The organism is Paenibacillus turpanensis (genome assembly GCF_011421635.1).
Classification (GTDB): Bacteria; Bacillota; Bacilli; order Paenibacillales; family YIM-B00363; genus Paenibacillus_AK; species Paenibacillus_AK turpanensis.
Window position 1 is genome coordinate 250,245 of sequence record NZ_WTLI01000003.1, and the last position, 17,392, is coordinate 267,636.

Consider the following 17,392-nt stretch of genomic DNA (forward strand, 5'->3'; position numbering starts at 1 on the left):
CGCTATGAAACGGTCATTGGCATGTTCGACATTGGTTGTGATCGTATCGCTTTCTATCCTGTTATCCGGCTGTACCACGGTAAAGGAACCGCCGGATCCTCGGCAAAATCCTGCTGATCAAATCGATCAGGAGCAGGCTGCCGCTGTAAATTGGCTGGACCGAACGGCGCAGTCCTTTTACCGGACAGCCTCTGACGGGAATGCACAAGAGGCTAGAGAGCAGCTGCAGCTGCTGGAATCGGGTATTCGCAAGCTCCGCTTCGAAGGGGTGACTTCCGTGGAAGGAATGCAGGCGTTAACAACCGTAGTGTCCGATGCGAAACGGACGTTTAATTCGGCGGATTTTAATGTCGATGAAGGCTTTGTACGGGCCGCACAGGTTCGATTAGCGGTTGATGCTTTGACTCATAAAAGTCAACCAATGTGGCATCAATACTACAAAGTAATGAAGGACGATGTGAGGGGATTGGAGAAAGCGTTGGAGACGCCGGAAGCTGTGCAGCTTCGGGAGCTGATTGTGAACGCCGACAATCACTATAGGATCATACGTCCTTCTGTTCTGATTAGTAAAAGCCCGACGGAAGCGGAGACGATGGATTCGCTCTTTAAAGCTCTACATACGTTCAGCACGCAAGAGAACTCCAAACCGGAGCAGCTAAAGCCAATTGTCGGCCAATTATCATCTGAAATTGACCGACTGTTTGGCAAAGGGACTTCCGACAAGGATGCTTTTGCACCGGTAAATCCGCCTGCGAGCCCGTTCATGCTGATTTCTATCATTGGATCGATTATCGTTTCGGTGCTTACTTATGTCGGCTATCGCCGTTATCAGGTGGAGCGGGATTTTGTTCAGGTCAAAACGGGGCGAGGCCGGCAGAACCCGTGGATGTAGCAGAAATCTTGCGATATCTTAAGTATCCGGCCGGAAGCCCTCGCCAAGTACGTCATGAACCTCAGAAATAATAATAAACGCTTTGGGATCAACACGCCGGATCAAGCCTTGCAGACGGCGTGTTTCTTGTCTCTGTACGACGCAATACACAACGTTCTTTTCATTCCCGGAAAAGGCGCCCTTCGCCGGAAACAGTGTGACACCACGGTCCAGCTCTTGCATGATTTCATGCGAGAGCTTTTCAGCATGCTCGGAAATAACAGTAAAAGCCCTGGCAGCATAAACCCCGTCCTGGACGATATCAATCAGCTTGGAGGCGATAAAAGCGGCAACCAGCGTATACAGCACACGTTCTTGCGAGATGTAGAGCAGTGATGCGGCGAGCACTAGGATATCAAACATTAATATGATTTGTCCGAAGCTCCAGCCTTTCTTTTTATGTAATATTCTCGCAATAATGTCGACACCGCCCGTAGTGCCCCCGAAGCGAAGCACAACTCCGATTCCAATCCCGATCGTTACGCCTGCATAGAGCGTAGCGAGAAATAAATCCTGCTCAGATTGAAACGGAACCATCCATCCACTTGCCGTAAGAAGCTCCATAATCCAAAGGAAGAACGCTAGGGAAACCGTACCCACAATCGTATAGATCATGTTTTTCCCCCCAAGCACTCTCCAACCCCATATAAATAACGGGACGTTGAGAACAAGTGTGGAGATGGAAAGAGGGATCGAAAAGGCGTAATTCAGCAGGATGGTTATCCCTGTGACTCCGCCTTCCGTTAAGGCGTTAGGCAAAATAAAATAATGAATTCCGAATGCGTAAATGGCAGTACCGAGCATGATCGGAAGCAAACGGGATAAAATCGGATTTCTTGTGAGCAGGTTCAGAAAGGTTCCTCCTTCGCGGTTTGTACTTTTCGTAGTATTCCACGAAAAAAGCATTTGTTTTCATAGTTCCTTTACGCTAACATGTTATCATAGAAAGAGGGGATTGCATGAGTACCGAACAAGTAAAAAGAAAATCACTTCACGAGATTCAACATGAAGTCGATGCATACATATCGCAGTTTAAAGAAGGATATTTCGAGCCGATGGCGCTTATGGCCAGAATGAGCGAGGAAGTCGGGGAGCTGGCACGGGAAGTTAACCACCAATTCGGTCCTAAAAAGAAGAAAGCGGATGAAGCGGAAAACTCAATCGAAATGGAGCTTGGCGATATATTGTATGTCACCATATGCTTTGCCAATTCTTTGGGGATCGATTTGACGGAAGCTTACGAGAAGGTTATGCATAAATTTTCGACAAGAGATGCCAACCGATGGACGAAAATTAACACCGATCCGGAATCCTGAACATATGCTGTACCATCACCTTTTTTTAGAAAGGCGGGGGGGACAGCGTGAATGGGGATCATCAAATTCAAAAGGCTTACGAATCCATTTTGCAAAACGATTTTGAAGAGGCGATCCGGCACTTCGAAGAAGCGATTGCGCTCGATCCGGACAACGCCAGTTATCATTATAAAATTTCCGTGACGTATGCGCGGAGCAACAAGTTATCCAAAGCCATCGAGCATGCCGAGCAGGCCGGGCGCTTAATGCCGTCCTCCGAGCAGTATCGATATCATTTACAGACCTTGCAGGCCAAACAAATGGTGCATGATGTCGAAAGGTATTACGGCGGCTCTGCGGAAAATTTGTATATGGCCGTTGCAACGCTTCAGCAGGCTATTGCGCTTGATCCGTTGCTCACGGAAGCGTACTTGCTGCAAGCGCTGGCGCATCGTCAGTTAGGAAATTACGCAGAAGCGGTGTCTACATTGAAAGAGCTTTTAAAGTTTGATCCTCAGCATGCGGAAGCGAAGTCGCTGCTGAGCGAATGCGAATCGCAATTTAAGCAATGGATTCATTCTACAAAGAGAAGGGACTAATACACATGAACCAACCGATTCGAGTGGCTGTGGCAGGCGCCAGCGGCCGTATGGGAATAGAAGTCGTACGCATGGTGCTTTCTGACTCCGAGCTGTCGCTTGCTGCAGCGGTAAGTCCATCCAAAGCCGGCCAAGATGCCGGTCAAATGGCGGGACGAGAGGCTTGCGGAGTTATCGTACAAGCGTCGTTAGAAGATGCGCTGAATGAGAGTCCATGCGATGTTCTTGTCGATTTTACGACACCAAAGGTCGTTCTGCAGCATGCCAAGCTGGCGATCTCACACGGCGTACGACCGATTATGGGGACGACGGGCTTTACCCCTAAGGATATTGAAGACTTGGATTTGATGTGCCGCGATGCGGGCATCGGCGGATTGATTGCACCGAACTTTTCGATCGGTGCGATCCTAATGATGAAGTTTGCCGCCCAAGCTGCTAAATATTTCCCTCATCTTGAAATTATTGAATACCATGGTGACCAAAAGCTGGATGCGCCTTCGGGTACCTCGGTGAAGACGGCCGAGCTCATTTCTGAGGTTCGCCGAGAAATGAAGCAGGGCAACCCGAATGAGCACGAAACGATTGAAGGGGCCCGCGGCGGCTATTACGACGGCTTCCGGATCCACAGCGTACGCTTGCCAGGCATTTTTGCCCAGCAGGAGGTTATTTTCGGGGCGTTTGGCCAATCGCTTAAAATTCGCCACGATTCATACGAGCGTGCAGGCTACATGCCGGGTGTCGCGATGGCTGTGAAGAAAGTAATGGGTGTTACCGGCATGGTTTACGGCTTTGAACATTTTCTGGACTAGGGGATGATCACCATGAATATCACATTAATTGCCCACGATCGAAAGAAAGACGAGATTGTTAATTTTGCTGTCGCATATGAGCATGTTTTTGAAAAGCACAAGCTGTATGCAACCGGCACGACCGGAGCCCGCATTATGGAGCAGACAAGTCTGCAGGTGCATCGATTCTTGTCCGGTCCGCTGGGCGGTGACCAGCAAATCGGCGCATTAGTGGCACAAGATGAGATGGATCTCATCATCTTCTTGCGCGACCCGCTGATGGCACAGCCGCATGAGCCGGATATTATTGCGCTGCTTCGCCTCTGCGATGTGCATGGCATTCCGGTAGCGACGAACGTAGCGACAGCCGAACTTCTTGTCCGTGCACTCGATCGCGGCGATTTTGCATGGCGTGAGCTTGTACATAAATATAAGCCGGGAGCTGCCGAAGCATGACTCCGGTCGATATTCTCGTATTCGGAGCGCATCCGGACGATGCGGAAATCGGAATGGGCGGGACGATTGCCAAAGCGGCCAAGGCCGGGCGGCGGATTGCGATTTGCGACTTGACGCAGGCTGAATTATCGTCCAACGGGACGGTCGAGCTGCGTCAGCAGGAGGCGGCTGAAGCCTCGCAGGTGCTGCAGCTTGCCGAACGAAGCAATTTGAAGCTGCCTGACCGCGGCTTGTATATGACGAAGGATATTATTGATGCGGTGACGCGGGAAATTCGCAGGCTGCGCCCATCGATTGTATTTGCGCCGTATTGGCAGGATCGGCATCCGGATCATGTCGCCTGCTCGTCCATTGTGGATCAAGCGGTGTTTAATGCTAAGCTGCGTAATTACATGCCGGAGCATGAACCGGTTACGGTATCATGGTGTTATTATTATTTTATTAACGATACTTACGAGCCGAATTCTGCGGTAGATGTTTCCGAGGTATATGAATTGAAAACCGCCGCATTGTCCGCCTATCGGTCGCAATTTGAGAAATTGGACAGCTCCTATGTCGATACGCCTTTGAATCAAGCTTATGTATCCAGGGTTGAAGCAAGGGATCATCTCATGGGGCAAAAAATCGGTGTGCGCTACGCAGAAGGATTTGTTAGCAAGCTGCCGCTCAAAATCGACGTATTTTAATGGATTCCTTACAATACGATAGTAAAAATGGTTCCGGGGAGGGCAGAACATGCCGAACAAGCTTAAAATCGGGATTACGTGTTACCCGACGCTGGGGGGATCTGGCGTTGTAGCTACGGAGTTGGGGAAGCTTTTAGCCGAGCAGGGGCATCAAGTCCATTTTATTTCGCACAGCCTGCCGTTCCGGCTGGGATCTTATCATAAAAATATTTTTTATCATGAAGTGGAAGTCAACGATTACTATGTATTCCGTTATCCGCCCTACGATTTATCGCTTGCAAGCAAAATGGCGCAGGTGGCGAAAATGCAAAACTTGGACATTTTACATGTCCATTATGCTGTACCGCATGCGATTTGTGCTTACTTGGCGAAGCAGATGGTCGGCGACCATTTGAAGGTGGTTACGACGCTGCATGGAACCGACATCACCGTGCTGGCGCAGGATGAGACGCTTAAAGAGATCATTCGCCTCGGCATTAACCAAAGCGATGCGGTTACGGCCGTGTCTCAGGATTTAATCCGCGAAACGGTCGAACTGCTGGACATTCGAAAGCCGATCGACCTTACCTATAATTTTGTAGATAAGCGCGTCTATTATCCTCGCGACTGCTCGGAATACCGCTGTGATTTCGCAGAGCAGGGTGAAAAAATATTAATGCATATTTCGAACTTCAGACCGGTGAAAAGAGTCATGGACGTCGTCGATATATTCCATAGAGTCAACGAGCAGGTGAAGAGCAAGCTGGTTTTTGTCGGCGAAGGACCGGATTTGCCGAGAGTCAACCAGAAAGTGCAGGAGCTTGGTCTGCAGGATCGCGTAGTCTTCTTAGGCAAACAGGAAGAGGTTGCGGATGTCATTTCGTTAGCCGATGTTCTTCTCCTTCCTTCGGAAAAAGAAAGCTTTGGTCTCGTCGCCTTGGAATCGATGGCATGCGGCGTGCCGACTGTCGCCTCGGAGGCCGGCGGAATTCCGGAGCTGATTACGCATGGCGAGACCGGTTATCTTGCGCCGATCGGGGACACTGCTTCCATGGCGGAATATGCCATCCGGCTGCTTTCCGATGACGCTCTCTACGAAAAGGTGAGCAACGCTTGTTTAACGCGGGCTAGAACCGTATTTTGCAATGATTTAATTCGTTATCGTTATGAGGATATCTATTACAGGGTGTTGAACCGTGAACCGCAAAGGGAAGAGCTCGTATGCAGATGATAGAAGCGGCACGTGAAGTGCTGCGTCAATTAAGCTTGAAAGGGTTCCAAGCGTACTTTGTCGGGGGCTTTGTCCGTGATCGGCTGTTAGGCCGAAATATAAAAGATATCGACATCGCCACCTCAGCCACTCCGGCTGAGGTGATGTCTGTTTTTCCGAAGTTTGTGCCTACTGGACTGCAGCATGGCACTGTAACGGTTATACAGGACGGCCATCCCTTTGAGGTAACCACGTATCGCTCCGAGGCGGAATACACCGATTATCGCCGTCCGTCTTCCGTTTCCTTTGTGCAGGATGTGACGGAAGATTTGAAGCGGCGTGATTTTACGATCAATGCAATGGCAATGACAAGCGATTTTGAGCTTGTTGATCCGTTCGGCGGGCAGGCCGACCTGCGGGACAAGCTGCTGCGCTGCGTCGGAGATCCGGGCGAGCGCTTCCGCGAGGATGCGCTGCGCATGCTCCGCTGCATCCGGTTCAGCGCAGAATACGGCCTGCGGGTTCACACCGACACGTGGAAGGCGCTGCGGGATCAGGCCAGTCTGCTGCAGCATATCGCATTGGAGCGTGTACGCGCAGAGCTTGAACGAATGATCGGCGGAGCAAAGCCTTCGCAGGCGCTGCGGCTGCTGTATGAAAGCAATCTGCTTCATTTTGCGAAGAAGCCGGTAGCTATCCCGCTCTCACGAGCGGAAAAACTGTTCGCGGAAGAGTCCGCCTACTCCATTGATCGAATGGATGATCCTCTTTTGCGCTGGGCCTGGTTGTTTGTACATTCCGGGGTACGGACGGAACAGCTCCGTTCGCTCCTTCTGCGCCTAACGTTTTCAAAAGCTGTAACGAAGTCAATTGTCGAGCGGGTAGATCTAATCGATACTGTGGACAGCTGGGAAGATCAACAGTTGACAGCCGCACAGCTGAGCGAACGCTTTAAGGAGACATCGCTTCGGTTCGGTCTTGAAACGACGGAGGCGATCCTTAAGCTGGCTTTTACTTATGAAGCCTGTCTGACCGGAAAGGTTTGGGAGCAGCTGCGAATACAGGGCCAAAGCTGGATCGCCGAAATCCCTGTTTGGGGCTTAAAGGATCTCGACATTAAAGGAAATGATTTGCAAGAGCTATTGCCTAATAAACAAGCAGGTCCTTTTATCGGCTTGCTGCTTGACCGGCTGCTGGCCGATACGGCGGCCGGGCGTGTGCCGAATGAACGCGACACGCTGCTGGAAAGGGCACGGGATGCGGTAGAGCAGCTCGTAGAGAGGGGAACGCAGGGATGAATACTATCGAGACCTTAACACAGCTGTTCCGGGAGCATTCGGGCCGATTTTTATCGGGAGAAACGATCAGCAAGCATTTGCAGTGCTCTCGGACAGCGGTATGGAAGCATATCCGCAAAATGAAGGAAGACGGGTATAAGTTCGAGGCGATCTCACGACTAGGCTATAAGCTGATTGAGGAGCCGAATCGGATCGATCCGGTGAAGCTCACTTCGCTGTTGACCACTAAAGTTTTCGGACGGCGCCTGTATGTCCATGATTCTCTTGATTCCACGCAAATTGCCGCGCACCAGTGGGTCGCCATGGGTGCACCGGAAGGGACGCTTGTGATCGCCGAGGAGCAAACGAAAGGCAAGGGCCGGATGGGCCGCCATTGGCACTCCCCCAAAGGAAAGGGGATTTGGATGAGCTTTGTGCTGACGCCGCCGATTCCGGTGCATTATGTGCCGCAGCTAACAATCGTTGTCGCTGTTGCGTTGTACCGCACGATCCGCCAAATATTCCCTGAGCTGTCAGCCGGTATTAAGTGGCCGAACGATCTGCTGATAGACGGGAAGAAGGTTAGCGGTATTCTGCTGGAATCCTCTGCGGAGGATGAACGGCTCAGCCATGTCATCGTCGGCGTTGGGATTAGCGCGAATTTGGATGTCGAGGATTACCCTGAGGAGCTTCTGGACAAGGCAGTCTCTTTAAAAATCGCTTCCGGCCGCGCAGTAGATCGGGAGGAGTTCATTGCCCGGTTTTTTGCAGAATGGGAGCAGCTTTACGAGCACTATCTTGTATCCGGCTTCGGAGCCGTCCAGGCTTTGTGGGAAGCGCATAGCGTGACGCTGCAAAAGCAGGTGAGCATCAGCACACACGGCGGCTTCGTTGAGGGTACGGCGATCGGTTTGGATGAGCTGGGCGGGCTCATTGTGGCTGTGCCAAACGGAGCGGGAAGCACGAAGCCGGTTACCGTTTATACCGGGGATATGCGAACGCGATAACACTAAATTGAGAAAAAATCCAGCACTTTTTAATCGTGCGAAACGACTTCCTTATATACTAGGAAATGTAAAGATTTTATGGAATAATAAATTTGTAATCTTTTATGTTTATTATTCATACGGAGGTGAGCTCAATGAAAGCAACCGGTATCGTGCGTAATGTTGATGAGTTGGGTCGGATCGTTATTCCCATTGAACTTCGCCGGACTCTGGGTATAGATATTCGTGACGGATTGGAAATTTTCGTAGACGAGCATCGCATTATTTTGAAGAAATACATGCCAGCCTGCCTGTTCTGTGGAAATGCGGAGGACATTACTTATTTTAAAGGCAAAATGATCTGCTCCGCATGTGTCGGCGAAATGCATACGGCATAGACCAGCTTTGAGAATACGTCCATTGTGGCGTATTTTTTTTGTCTTTTCCGACACCTATGAATAAAACTGTGCAAGCATAGCATAAAGTTTTTTGTTTTGCAGGCAAACTGTATTGAAAATAATACAGATTCTGCTATACTACGTTCAAGGCGGTATCACGAAAGTGAACTGCACTATACATGCAATGGACCGGCCTTTCGATTAGGATTGCGAAGTGCCGGGGATGAAGGAACTCAAACATCTTCATACTATAATAGTGTAATGTCGGATTCTGCTCTGAGCCGTAAGGACCGAGACAGAAGGATCATGCATGTCGATTCCTTATGCGCGGAACACCCTTTTGGTTCAGACCAGAGGGTTTTTTTAATTTTCCGGAAAGCAGGGAATGCCATGGAATCCAGAAAACCGGTCACTACGGCCAAGCTTAGAAGCATGAAACAAAAAGGAACGCCAATCGCAATGATCACTGCGTATGATTATCCTACCGCACAGCTAGCGGAACAGGCGGGAGCGGATGTGATCCTAGTCGGTGACTCACTCGGTAATGTTGTGCTCGGATATGATTCCACACTGCCCGTTACGATTGACGATATGATATATCATTCCCGTGCGGTGGCCCGCGGCGTTCGCAACACGTTCGTCGTTGCGGATATGCCATTTCTAACGTATCACGGAAGCTTGGACAGCACGCTTGCACAGGTCGGCCGCTTAATGCGCGAGGGCGGGTGCAAGGCGGTTAAGCTGGAAGGCGGCGAGGAAATCGCCGACACCGTAAAGGCGGTTGTCGCGGCAGGAGTGCCGGTGCTTGGACATATCGGCTTTACCCCGCAGGCTGTTCACCAGATCGGCGGGTACAAAATTCAAGGGAAAAGCACCGAGCAGGCCGATCGGATGCTGAAGGATGCGAAGGCGCTCGAAGCTGCCGGTGCGTTCGCGATTGTTTTGGAGATGGTAACGGAGGAGCTAGCCGCTCTCATTACGAAAGAGTTGTCGATCCCTACGATCGGGATTGGTGCCGGAAGAGGCTGCGATGGTCAAGTACTCGTGTTTCATGACGTCGTACAATATACGGCCGAGCCGCATCCGAAGAAATTTGTGAAAACATACGTCGATGTCGGCTCGCAGATCCGCACGGCGATATCCCAGTATGTCAGCGAGGTCAAGAGCCGCGCATTCCCGGATGAATCGCATACCTTTGCGCTCGATGACGAAGTCGTTCAATACTTATATGGCTCCAAGAAGGGTGACGAGTAGATGAAGATCATACGTGAAATCGCGGAGCTGCGCAAATACCGAGCGGAGCAGCAAAGCGGGGGCCGGACCGTTGGCTTTGTGCCGACAATGGGCTATTTACACGACGGCCATTTAAGCTTGGTGAACCGTGCAAAGCAAGAAACCGGCTGCGTGATCATGAGCATTTTCGTCAATCCGCTGCAGTTTGGGCCGAATGAAGACTTTGAACGGTATCCGCGCAATGAGGAGCGGGATTTGGACCTTGCCCGCAGCGCGGGGGTGGACGCAGTATTTTTACCAACGGTGGAAGAAATGTATCCATCTCCCATCCGTACGAAGGTCATCGTGTCCGATGTGACTGAGCGTCTGTGCGGGGCTTCAAGGCCGGGACATTTTGACGGCGTGGCGACGGTTGTGATGAAGCTCTTTCAGATGGTGCAGCCGGATAAGGCGTTCTTCGGCATGAAGGATGCGCAGCAGGTGGCGGTCATCTCTCAAATGGTAAATGATTTAAATCTACCTGTTGAGGTTGTGCCTTGTCCAACGCTCCGCGAGCAGGATGGATTGGCCATGAGCTCACGCAATGTGTACTTAAATGAAGAGGAGCGCGCACAGGCGGTTGTGCTGAGCCGGACGCTGGATCAGCTGGAGCTTTGGGCCCGGGAGCCTGGCATGACGGCCGAGCTGCTAGAGGGGAAGATGCGCAGCAGCATTGAAGCGATGCCGCTGGCCCGGATCGATTACGCGGAGGTTCTCTCTTTCCCTGCACTGCAGCAGATACAGGGCCCTATTGCGGCTGTGTCCGCTTCCCAAGAAAGCTTGCCGGCGGCTCAATGGATTGCCGCTTTGGCCGTTCGGTTCGGCAGCACAAGATTGATTGACAACCGCATTTTTCAAGGAGGGGTTCGGCTTGTTTAGAACAATGATGAAATCCAAAATTCACCGCGCTACGGTAACGGAAGCGAACCTGAACTATGTTGGCAGTATTACGATCGACGAGGATATCCTGGATGCGGTTGATATTATTGCCAATGAAAAAGTGCAGATCGTCAATAACAACAATGGAGCGCGTTTGGAAACTTATGTTATTGCCGGACCTCGCGGATCGGGAGTCATTTGTTTGAACGGCGCCGCGGCGCGTCTCGTGCATATCGGTGACATTGTCATCATTATTGCGTACGGCATGATGACAAATGAAGAGGCGCTGAGCTTCCAGCCGAAGGTTGCGATTATGGATTCCAACAATCGTGTCATCGACACAGTAAAGGAAGAAATTCACGGTACAGTCATATAAAAGCTGCGAAACCCTCGTATGAAAAAACCTCCCGAAACAAAAAATGAGCATAAACCGGCGACATTGTCTGCAGCGGATGCGTCCGAAGCCAATTTAGCTGAGGAGGTGGTGCGGGGTGATCAAACAGCTTTTTGCCACTATGCATGACGCACTGGATCAAATCATCGAGGAATACCCGAAAGCCGACGGAGAGAAGAAGCAGGAGCTCGAGGATCAGCTTGACGTGTTGAAATCGATGAGCGACACCTTTATTGAACAGTGGTTATTATTCGAAGAGAAAATGGGGCAATTGCATCAAGGAACCCATCACGCACAGTCTGCCGCCGGTTTGAAGGAAGTTTCGGTTGAAGGTCAGGATGGAGCCGATCATTATCAAAAAGGTCAAGGCTATTTTAAGCTGCTTATGTTTGAACAAGCGGTTAAGGAGTTTGAACAGGTAGTTGCTGGACAGCCCGAGTTTTTGCCCGCTCGATTATATTTAGCACTGGGGTATATGAAGCTTAGCGAATACGCCGAAGCCTCACGTCATCTTCAATTTATTATACCGATGTCTGAAGACAAGCGTCTTAAGGCTGTAGCCTTTAACGCCATGGGCTGTATTCATTTTGTACAGCGGAATTTAGAGCAGGCTACCGAATATTTTGAAAATGCGCGTTCCCTCGACCCGACGTTTCAAGACCCGATCCGAAATTTAGAGCTGTGCACGCAAATGGCAGCTGGAATTCCGGAGGGGGAGCTAGGCATCGGGTTAATTCCTTAAGGGAGGGTTCCCTTTTGTCCCGCTCTTTTGGTATGCTAGGGAGTGGACACAACCCTGAGGAAGGAAGTAACGCGATGAAATTCGCAGTACTCGATTTTGAAACGACTGGAGATCAGCCTGGGGACGAAGCGATCCAGGTTGGTCTCGTTATTATAGAGGATCGAAAAATTACGACGCAGTTCAGCTCGTACATAAAGCCAAGCATCGCGATTCCTCCTTTTATAACCGGTTTAACCGGAATAACGGAAGAGGATGTAGCGGACGCCCCTTCCTTAGAAGACGTGCTGATCGATATGGTTCCGCTGATTTCCGGCAGTACCCTTGTTGCGCACCACGCTTCTTTCGACCTGTCTTTTTTGCAGCGCTCACTTCAATCCTGCGGTTACATGCCTTTTGACGGGAGAGTACTGGATACTGTCGATTGGCTGCGACTGTTGTACCCCACCCTAAGCAGCCTTCAGCTTTCCTTTGTCAGCAAAGCATTCGACATTACGCATGATCGTCCTCATCAAGCTGACAGCGATGCTGAAGCGACCGCACATATTTGGCTTAAATGCTTGGAAAAGCTTGACGATCTGCCGCTGGTCACGCTGCAGCGCGTCGTTTATTTGTTTGAGGGAAGCCTTCATCCGACGACCGAGGATCTTCTTTGGTTCCTGCATACCAACTTGGAGGAACGGGAGCGGGAAGGTTTTGTTGATAACCCGAAATATCGATATTACCGTCAATTTGCCCTTTCGGGACAAGAGTGGACCGACGATGATAAAACCGAATTTACCGAAGAGCAGGAGCAGCTGTTGGAAGAAGGCTTTGACGCGTTTGCCGACCGGATCCGGGAAGCGCTTAAGGAGCGTCTGCAGTCGTTCGAGGACAGGCCTGCCCAGGATCAGATGATGGGCGAGGTTCATGCAGCGTTTGACGCAGACAAGCACCTGCTTGTTGAGGCGGGCACCGGTACCGGTAAATCGCTCGGCTATCTTGTCCCGAGCATTTACTACAGCCTGACCACAGAGAACAAAGTGGTTGTCAGCACGCATACGATTACGCTGCAGGAGCAGCTGTTCGATCGTGATATCCCGCTGCTCCACGAGCTGTTTCCGGTTCCGTTCCGCTCTGCGCTGCTCAAAGGCCGGCATCATTACTTGTGCTTGCGTAAATTTGAGCAGCGCGTAAATACGCTTGATCCTGCCGCTTCGAAGGAAGAACGGCTGGCTGCGGCAATGATGGTCGTATGGCTCGCCGATACGCTGCGGGGCGATGATGACGAAATTCAGCTAGGCCTGCGCGGGTCGGATATTTGGTCAAGCGTCGCCAGCGATACAGATTCCTGCTTGAACCGTGCATGTCCGTGGTTTCGCAGCTGTTTTTATCACCGTGCACGACATGAGGCATCACAGGCCGATGTCGTCATTACGAACCATTCCTTGTTGTTCTCCGACATGAAGGCGGATCATCGTCTGCTTCCATCGTACCGCCACCTGATTCTCGACGAGGCCCATCAAGTAGAGGAAGTCGCGAGCAATCACCTTGGGATGGATGTGCATTACTTCGGTCTGGTAAATCCGTTGCTGCGGATGATGCGCGACAGTAAAACGGGACAGCTTCCGGCGCTGATTATGAAGCTTGAGAATGCAGAGCAGGAGCAGGAACGCGCCGAGGCGTGGGCCTCTTCTTTAGGGCAAATGCTCGGCAGCGTGCAAACGATTAAGGAGCAGTGGGATCTGCTTTATGAATCGCTGTATACGTTTGCCTCCAATTCTGCAGCAGCTGACTCGCTGCCTGAGGGCGGCGCGATCGTGTTCCGCTTAAAGCAAAGCGAGCCTCCAATCGGATGGGACAAAATGAAGGAAACAGAAGAGAACCTCTATACGGGGCTTTCCGATACGCTGCGTAAGCTGGAGAAGGTTCTTAATGAGCTCAAGGAATATAAAGACGAGCTTGATGTACAGAGCTACTTGACAGATTTGAACGGTACGGTTAAAGATTTATACAGAGTGCGCGATGCTACAAGGTTTTTCGTGCAAATGGCGGATAAAAACTATGTGTACTGGATGGAAATGAATCCGGCTTACAAGAGCAAATCGCTGCAGCTTTCAGCGGTGCCGATTGATGTAAGCGACTTGCTGCGCGAGCAGTTTTTCGGAACGAAGGAAAGTGTCGTGCTGACTTCGGCGACGCTGTCCATTGAAAACTCGTTCCAGTATGTATGTGAACAGCTTGGCCTGGATGCGGCGCTGGAATCCGGAAAGGCGAAAGCGGTGAAGCTGCCTTCTCCATTCCGATACCGTGAGCAGGCGCTTGTCGTCATTCCCCGCGATTTCCCAATCGTCAAGGGGCAGGCGGGAGAAGCCGAGTTTGTCAGCCGCCTCATTCCATCCTTAGCGGAAGCTGCCAAGGTAACCGGCGGCCGCATGCTGGTGCTGTTTACTTCCTATAAAATGCTGAAGCAGATTTACGAGCCGCTGAAGGAAGCGCTGCGCGGAGAAGGTATCGGCGTTCTAGGCCAGGGCCAGGAAGGGGCAGGACGCAATAAGCTTGTGCGCATGTTCCAGCAAAATTCGAAAACGGTGCTGCTTGGCACAAGCAGCTTTTGGGAAGGCGTCGATATTCCCGGGGACGCGCTTACCTGCTTAGCGATTGTGCGGCTTCCGTTCTCTCCGCCGAACCATCCGCTGGTTGAGGCACGTTCCGAATTTTTAAAGAAGCAAAATAAAAATCCGTTTATGAAGCTGTCGGTTCCGCAGGCCGTTATTAAATTTAAGCAGGGCTTCGGCCGACTGGTGCGGACAGCGAATGATCACGGCATCGTCATCATTTATGATACGAGGGTGCTGCATACACAGTATGGAAAGCATTTTTTATACTCGCTGCCGGGTCCAAAAATTGAACATATGTCCGCCGACCAAATGATCGTGCGGATGGACCAGTGGTTGAAGGAAAAGGAACAGGTGGAGATGGTATGAAACCCCCAAAAATATCCGAAGCCGTCGTCCGCAGACTGCCGATTTATTTGCGGTATTTAAACGAGCTGCGGCTGCGCGGCGTCCAAACGGTATCTTCTCAGGAGCTGGGACAGCGCCTTGATTTGAATCCTGCACAAATTCGTAAGGATCTTGCTTATTTTGGTGACTTCGGCAAAAAGGGCATCGGCTACGATGTCGGTTATTTGATCGAGAAAATCCGGCAAATTTTAAAGCTCGACAAGCTGATTCACGTTGCCCTGGTCGGAGCCGGCAATTTAGGTCAGGCTCTGTGCAATTATAATGCGTACTTGAAGGATAATATGAAAATCGTCGCTGTGTTTGACGCCTCGGAAGGAAAGGTTGGCAGCTCGATTAATCAGCTGGCTGTGCAGCCGATGAATGAGCTGATCGACACGGTCAAGAGGCTTGGTGTACGGATCGGTATCATTACCGTACCTGCGGCTGAGGCGCAAAATGTGGCGAATTTATTTGTGGAAGCAGGGGTCGAGGCGATCTTGTCCTTCGCCCCGATCATTCTGCGTGTGCCCAACGAGCTGCGCGTGCATTACGCCGATTTTACGACAGAGTTGCAAAGCCTTGCGTTTTATTTAGAGGAGGAAGCCAAGTGAGCAACGGGATCATGAATAAGACCTGGATTAAAAACGGTACCTTCATTACGATGGACGAATCGCGTCCAGTCATTGAAGGACATCTCGTTATGGATGGCAGCAAAATATCGTACATAGGCACGGAAGCCCCGGCACAAACGGAAGGCATGGAAGTCGTCGACGGACGCAATAAGCTGTATATGCCCGGTCTTGTCAATACGCATGGCCATGCTGCAATGTCTTTGCTGCGCGGCTACGCGGACGATTTGAACCTGCAGGTATGGCTGCAGGAAAAAATTTGGCCGATGGAAGGCAAAATCGATGCGCCGAAGGCTCGCGCAGGCGTCATGCTGTCCATCGTGGAAATGATCAAGAGCGGCACGACAACCTTTGTCGATATGTACGACAACATGGATGAGACCGCAAAAGCGGTCGAGGAAACGGGCGTTCGCGCCCGCCTTTGCCGCGGAGTGATCGGCTTATGTCCTCCGGATGTACAAACGGCCAAGCTGGAGGAAGCGGTCCGGTTTGCAAAGGATTGGCACGGTAAAGCAGAAGGACGCATTACAACGATGATGGCTCCTCATGCGCCTTATACTTGCCCGCCGGACTATATCGAGCGGATCGTGCAGGCGGCACATGACCTGCAGCTTCCGATTCATACCCATATGTCCGAAACGGCGAGAGAAGTTCAGGACAACGTCGATCAATACGGTGCGCGCCCGGTTGCTCACTTGGAGAAGCTTGGCGTCTTTACAAGGCCGACGCTTGTTGCGCATGGCGTTCATTTAACGGATGAGGAAATTGAAATTCTTGCCCGCCATGATGTTCGCGTATCCCATAATCCGGGCAGCAATTTGAAGCTGGCCAGCGGGGTAGCGAGACTGATTGAGCTCACGAAAGCGGGTGTGCTTGTTTCCCTTGGAACAGACGGGGCGGCAAGCAACAATAACCTCGATATGTTCGAGGAGGTTCGATTGGCCGCGCTTATTCATAAAGGTGTCAGCGGCGACCCTACGGCCATTCCGGCGGCGCAAGCGCTGAGGATGGGAACACTTGACGGAGCCCGGTCGATTTGGCTTGAGGACACCGGGGCGCTCAAAGAAGGATACGCTGCGGATATTATCTCGCTGAAGCTCGATCAGCCGCATTTGGCCCCGAAAACCGACTTGATTTCGCATGTCGTTTATTCCGCTGCCGGTCAAGACACCTGCGATATGTGGGTGAATGGACGCCAGCTGCTCAAAAATCGGGTATGCCTCACCGTGGATGAAGAAAAGGTGATGGCGGAAGCCGCCCGCGCTTACGGAGAACTGCTTGCTTAGCCGCAGCGAATCCAGGCGGGGAACGCCGATCAGCTTAGGGGCCAAAATCGGCTTCGGCGCTTTATTTTTGGTCATGGTATCGATAATTTTCGTCACTTACTTCTATCGGACTGCCTCAACGCCGCAATGGCAGGACGAGAAGCAGACGATGGAGCAAACGCTTCGCGATACCCCGATCATCGAAATTACCGATATCGAACGCTTTGTCGGACAGAAGGAATTCCATATCGTGAGCGGCAAGGATGCGGCAGGTAATGCACGAATGGTTTGGATAACGGAAGGCGAGGCTCCGGTTGTGGTGGATCCGTCCAGCGGCGTTTCGCGGGAGCGAATGCTGGAAATGGCGGAACGCGATGCGGAAAAGCATATCATACGGATTTCTCCGGCCAAATGGCATAATGATTTGGCCTGGGAGCTGTTTTATTATCGCGAAGAAGACGGGGGCAGACGGTATTACTACGATTTTTATTCGTTTGCTTCCGGACAGTGGCTTGAAACCTATAAGTTGAGCAAACGGCCAAATTAAGCTGTATACAATTGCAATATTGGATCGAAGACGCAGGCTTCCACACATTACATCCCCTAATCGGCAAATGATATGCTA

General features: G+C 51.2%; 19 protein-coding genes. 18 read left to right on the plus strand and 1 reads right to left on the minus strand.

Features of this window, described 5'->3' with window-relative positions; translation table 11 throughout:
• Positions 1-4 precede the first annotated feature (4 nt).
• A complete protein-coding gene (locus GQS10_RS04520) occupies positions 5-892 on the plus strand; it encodes a sporulation protein YpjB (RefSeq protein ID WP_166239422.1) in 888 nt (295 codons plus the stop codon).
• An 18-nt stretch (positions 893-910) separates the two neighbouring features.
• Here GQS10_RS04520 and GQS10_RS04525 read toward each other — a convergent pair whose 3' ends face one another.
• Positions 911-1,735, minus strand: coding sequence for a YitT family protein (locus tag GQS10_RS04525; RefSeq protein WP_243734949.1), 825 nt, complete (start codon positions 1,733-1,735; stop codon positions 911-913).
• A gap of 155 nt (positions 1,736-1,890) precedes the next feature.
• Between GQS10_RS04525 and GQS10_RS04530 the strand changes: the two genes are divergently transcribed.
• The 17 genes from GQS10_RS04530 to GQS10_RS04610 all read left to right on the plus strand — a co-directional run bounded on the left by GQS10_RS04530 (position 1,891) and on the right by GQS10_RS04610 (position 17,314).
• On the plus strand, positions 1,891-2,247 hold the full coding sequence (locus tag GQS10_RS04530) for a nucleotide pyrophosphohydrolase (RefSeq protein WP_166239426.1): 357 nt from the start codon (positions 1,891-1,893) through the stop codon (positions 2,245-2,247).
• Positions 2,248-2,294: 47 nt separating this feature from the next.
• Positions 2,295-2,825 carry a tetratricopeptide repeat protein gene (locus GQS10_RS23610; protein WP_166239428.1) on the plus strand — a complete coding sequence of 177 codons (531 nt, stop codon included), beginning with the start codon at positions 2,295-2,297 and terminating at the stop codon, positions 2,823-2,825.
• 5 nt (positions 2,826-2,830) lie between these two features.
• Positions 2,831-3,634 (plus strand): 4-hydroxy-tetrahydrodipicolinate reductase, encoded by an 804-nt coding sequence (gene dapB / locus GQS10_RS04540; protein ID WP_166239430.1) that lies wholly within the window; start codon positions 2,831-2,833, stop codon positions 3,632-3,634.
• Between the two features lie 12 nt (positions 3,635-3,646).
• Positions 3,647-4,069: a methylglyoxal synthase gene (mgsA, locus tag GQS10_RS04545; RefSeq protein ID WP_166239432.1), complete on the plus strand. Its 423-nt coding sequence runs from the start codon at positions 3,647-3,649 to the stop codon at positions 4,067-4,069.
• The gene (gene bshB1, locus GQS10_RS04550) at positions 4,066-4,755 is read left to right on the plus strand and encodes a bacillithiol biosynthesis deacetylase BshB1 (RefSeq protein ID WP_166239434.1); all 690 of its coding nucleotides are present in this window, start codon (positions 4,066-4,068) and stop codon (positions 4,753-4,755) included. Before mgsA ends, bshB1 begins: the two co-directional genes overlap by 4 nt.
• A 49-nt stretch (positions 4,756-4,804) precedes the next feature.
• On the plus strand, positions 4,805-5,965 hold the full coding sequence (gene bshA / locus GQS10_RS04555) for an N-acetyl-alpha-D-glucosaminyl L-malate synthase BshA (RefSeq protein WP_166239436.1): 1,161 nt from the start codon (positions 4,805-4,807) through the stop codon (positions 5,963-5,965).
• Positions 5,956-7,242 (plus strand): CCA tRNA nucleotidyltransferase, encoded by a 1,287-nt coding sequence (locus GQS10_RS04560; RefSeq protein ID WP_166239438.1) that lies wholly within the window; start codon positions 5,956-5,958, stop codon positions 7,240-7,242. The genes bshA and GQS10_RS04560 overlap by 10 nt, the downstream gene beginning before the upstream one ends.
• Positions 7,239-8,228 carry a biotin--[acetyl-CoA-carboxylase] ligase gene (locus GQS10_RS04565; RefSeq protein WP_166239440.1) on the plus strand — a complete coding sequence of 330 codons (990 nt, stop codon included), beginning with the start codon at positions 7,239-7,241 and terminating at the stop codon, positions 8,226-8,228. Before GQS10_RS04560 ends, GQS10_RS04565 begins: the two co-directional genes overlap by 4 nt.
• A 134-nt stretch (positions 8,229-8,362) precedes the next feature.
• Positions 8,363-8,605, plus strand: coding sequence for an AbrB/MazE/SpoVT family DNA-binding domain-containing protein (locus tag GQS10_RS04570; RefSeq protein WP_166239442.1), 243 nt, complete (start codon positions 8,363-8,365; stop codon positions 8,603-8,605).
• A 390-nt stretch (positions 8,606-8,995) separates the two neighbouring features.
• Positions 8,996-9,859 (plus strand): 3-methyl-2-oxobutanoate hydroxymethyltransferase, encoded by an 864-nt coding sequence (gene panB, locus GQS10_RS04575; RefSeq protein ID WP_166239444.1) that lies wholly within the window; start codon positions 8,996-8,998, stop codon positions 9,857-9,859.
• Positions 9,860-10,756: a pantoate--beta-alanine ligase gene (gene panC, locus GQS10_RS04580; RefSeq protein ID WP_166239446.1), complete on the plus strand. Its 897-nt coding sequence runs from the start codon at positions 9,860-9,862 to the stop codon at positions 10,754-10,756. It begins immediately after the preceding gene.
• Positions 10,749-11,132 (plus strand): aspartate 1-decarboxylase, encoded by a 384-nt coding sequence (panD, locus tag GQS10_RS04585; RefSeq protein ID WP_166239448.1) that lies wholly within the window; start codon positions 10,749-10,751, stop codon positions 11,130-11,132. The genes panC and panD overlap by 8 nt, the downstream gene beginning before the upstream one ends.
• Positions 11,133-11,247: 115 nt before the next feature.
• Positions 11,248-11,892, plus strand: coding sequence for a tetratricopeptide repeat protein (locus tag GQS10_RS04590; protein ID WP_166239450.1), 645 nt, complete (start codon positions 11,248-11,250; stop codon positions 11,890-11,892).
• A 74-nt stretch (positions 11,893-11,966) separates the two neighbouring features.
• Positions 11,967-14,855: an ATP-dependent DNA helicase DinG gene (gene dinG, locus GQS10_RS04595; RefSeq protein WP_166239452.1), complete on the plus strand. Its 2,889-nt coding sequence runs from the start codon at positions 11,967-11,969 to the stop codon at positions 14,853-14,855.
• Positions 14,852-15,484: a redox-sensing transcriptional repressor Rex gene (locus GQS10_RS04600; protein ID WP_166239454.1), complete on the plus strand. Its 633-nt coding sequence runs from the start codon at positions 14,852-14,854 to the stop codon at positions 15,482-15,484. Before dinG ends, GQS10_RS04600 begins: the two co-directional genes overlap by 4 nt.
• Positions 15,485-15,495: 11 nt before the next feature.
• Complete coding sequence (locus GQS10_RS04605) at positions 15,496-16,788, plus strand: amidohydrolase (protein ID WP_166239564.1); 1,293 nt, start codon at positions 15,496-15,498, stop codon at positions 16,786-16,788.
• Positions 16,781-17,314 (plus strand): hypothetical protein, encoded by a 534-nt coding sequence (locus tag GQS10_RS04610; protein ID WP_166239456.1) that lies wholly within the window; start codon positions 16,781-16,783, stop codon positions 17,312-17,314. The genes GQS10_RS04605 and GQS10_RS04610 overlap by 8 nt, the downstream gene beginning before the upstream one ends.
• The last annotated feature ends 78 nt before the right edge of the window (positions 17,315-17,392 follow it).